At 73.0% G+C, this 1,632-nt stretch carries 2 protein-coding genes; both read left to right on the forward strand.

Annotation, left to right across the window (positions count from 1 at the left end):
- A partial coding sequence (locus tag FNQ90_RS22445) for a hypothetical protein (protein ID WP_228471498.1) occupies positions 1–538 on the forward strand: 538 nt, incomplete at its 5' end.
- A gap of 45 nt (positions 539–583) precedes the next feature.
- Positions 584–1,632, forward strand: a 1,049-nt coding sequence (locus FNQ90_RS22450; RefSeq protein WP_182608013.1) for an SCO6881 family protein, incomplete at its 3' end; no start/stop codon positions are given.

The following is a 1,632-nucleotide window of genomic DNA, read 5'->3' on the forward strand; positions in this document are numbered from 1 at the left end:
GGATTCGGCCGCCGACCCACCCCGCCCTTCGACCGGGGCGGCCGGGCCGCCGGAGGCGGACCCGGCGCCCGGAGCGGGGCCGGTGCCCGCCCCGCCGAAGATCTCCGATCCCGTCGCCTTCGCGGAGGCCGCCGCGGTGATGCTGTGGTCCTACGACACCCGCGACACTGACCACGGGCACCATCTGGCCGGTGTGGAGGCGTGGATGACCCCCGAGTCGCGGTACCGCGACTGGTCCTCGGTCTCCGCCCGGGTCCCCGATCCGACCCTGTGGTCGCGGATGGCCGACCAGGAGCAGTACGCCACCGCCGACGCGGCCGGCGGGCACTACCCCTCGGCGTTCCTGCGGGCCCTGGCCGAGGACCCGGCCGCGATCACCGAGGCGTACATCTACGCCGTGACCGTCACCGGCACCCAGCGGATCAGCTGGGCCAACGGCGGGAGCGGGGCGGAGGACCGCTCCATCACCCTGGCCGTGCAGTGCCGCCCCTCCCGGGCCTGCTCCCTGGTCGCCGTCGCGCCCCACGTGGCGCCCTGACCGGATCCGACCGGACCCGACCGGAGAAGGACTGCTCCTTTACCCATGGAATTCTGCGACCTGCCGCTGGCGGGTGCCCTGTGCTCGATCAGCGACGCGGCCGACTTCATCGCCAACCCCGGCGAGGCGATCGGCAACTGGATGGCCAAATCGGCCGGTGAGCTGGCCGCGGCAGCCGCCGAACTCGCCGCCGAGGCGGTCAACACCACCACCCGGGTGGACCTGAACACCGGATGGTTCCGCGACAACTACGAGATGATCCTGCCGATCGGATTGGTCGTCCTCGTCGGCACCTTCTGCGCCCAGCTCGTTCGAGCCGCGTTCCTGCGCGACGGCCAAGCCCTCACCCGGGCCTTCACCGGCACGGCGAGCGGCGTGCTGTTCGCCTTCTGCGCCATCGCCCTGACCACCGTGGCGATCGAGGTCGTCGACGCCCTGTCCGACGGCCTGTTCATGGCCGCCAACAGCAGCTTCGAGGACGCCGTCCGACGCATCGTCAAGGTCTCCCACATCGGGGCCCTGGGCGGTATGGGCTGGCTGGTGCCCACCATCGCGGCCCTGGGATGCGCCATCGGCGCGTTCCTCTACTGGTGCGTGATGATGGTCCGCAAGGTCGGCATCCTCGTGCTCGTCACCCTCGCGGTCTTCGCCGGGGCGGGCGGGGGCTGGGAGGCCGCCCGCCGCTGGCGCAGGGGATGGATCGAGGCCACCGCCACCCTGGTGGTCTCCAAGCTCCTCATGACGATCGTCTTCCTGCTCGGTGTCTCCGCCATCGGCGACACCGAGCCCGGCGACGGGGTCGCCGCACTCGCCGACGTCATGGCCGGCATCGTCGTCATGGTCCTGGTGCTGCTGTGCCCGTATGCGACCTTCAAGTTCGTCCACTGGGCGGCCGAGGGTTCCGACGGCGAGTCCCTGCACCGCGCCGCCGGCGCCGGAGCCGGGGTGGCCAGGCAGCACACCGAGCGCGCCGGACGCAAGGTCGCGGCCATGGCCGGCACGGCCGGAACCGGCGGAGCCGCCGCCCTGGCCGGCGGTGCCCGCGTCGGGTCCCGCGCGGCGCCCCAGGGGCCGGCCACGGTGACGGGCAACCC

It is taken from the genome of Streptomyces alkaliphilus (assembly GCF_014141535.1).
GTDB classification, from domain to species: domain Bacteria; phylum Actinomycetota; class Actinomycetes; order Streptomycetales; family Streptomycetaceae; genus Streptomyces; species Streptomyces alkaliphilus.